Genomic DNA, 1,188 nt, shown 5'->3' on the forward strand with positions numbered 1-1,188 from the left:
CTTGTAGATAGCTTTGTAAACCATCTTGATAAATTTGAGCAAATATTTTTTTGTCTTCAATAGGGAACGCAACTTCGACCCGGTGGAATAAGTTGCGATCCATCCAGTCTGCACTGCCACAATACATCCGCTCATCACCCGCATTATAAAAATAGTAGATGCGGGTATGCTCTAAAAAGCGTCCGATGACTGAGCGCACCGTAATATTTTCAGACAGCCCTTGTACTTGCGGACGCAGACAACACATAGACCGTAAGATCAGCTCAATCTTAACCCCTGCTTGCGAGGCGTCGTATAATTTTCCTATCAAACGACGTTCGGTCAGAGCATTGGCTTTGACAATGATATGCGCACGCTTGCCTGCTTTGGCATGAGTGATTTCATCATCAATAAAGCTCATCAACTTTTCATGCAAAGTAAAAGGGGCATGTAACAGCTTTTTGAGATTGGCAGGTTTGCCCATCCCCGTCAGCTCCTGAAATATCTTGTGCACATCTTCTGAGATATCAGCGTCAGCGGTAAACAAACCGTAGTCCGTATAGACCTTGGCATTAGCGGCATGGTAGTTACCCGTCCCTAGATGCACATAACGACGGATTTTGTCCTCTTCACGGCGTATGATGAGCATCAGCTTGGCATGAGTTTTGTAACCGACGATACCGTAGACTACGACCGCCCCTGCTTCTTGCAAATAATTTGCAACCGCAATGTTAGATGCCTCATCAAAACGTGCCCGCAACTCGATAATGGCGGTCACTTCTTTACCGTTACGAGCAGCAGCTGCGAGCGCTTGTACAATTTCTGAATTGGTGCCTGAACGATACAAAGTCTGTTTAATCGCTAAGACTTTTGGATCGCTGGCAGCTTGCCACAATAGATTTACCACAGGCGAGAACGCATGAAAAGGATGATGCACTAGGACATCACTTTTACGCATGGCAGCGAACATACTCGTCGCCTTTTCAAGTTTGTCGGCCTCCCTACGAAAAGCCTTTGGCACGACATGGGTAAACGGCTGATAACGCAGCGCTGGAATATTAAAATCAAAGAGCAGACGCGTTAGGTTTACTGGACCATTGACGCGATACAATTGATTGTCATGTAACTCAAATTCATTGAGCAAATAGTCACTGATGGGCGTTGGGCAATCGGTGGTGACTTCAAGCCGCACTTTGTCGCCAAAACGGC

1 protein-coding gene is annotated in these 1,188 nt (G+C 46.2%); it reads right to left on the reverse strand.

Going from position 1 to position 1,188, the window contains the following annotated elements; all coding sequences use genetic code 11:
• A partial coding sequence (gene ppk1 / locus ACS8FD_RS15625) for a polyphosphate kinase 1 (RefSeq protein ID WP_439276523.1) occupies positions 1–1,188 on the reverse strand: 1,188 nt, incomplete at both ends.

Source organism: Psychrobacter sp. 1U2, from assembly GCF_051847575.1.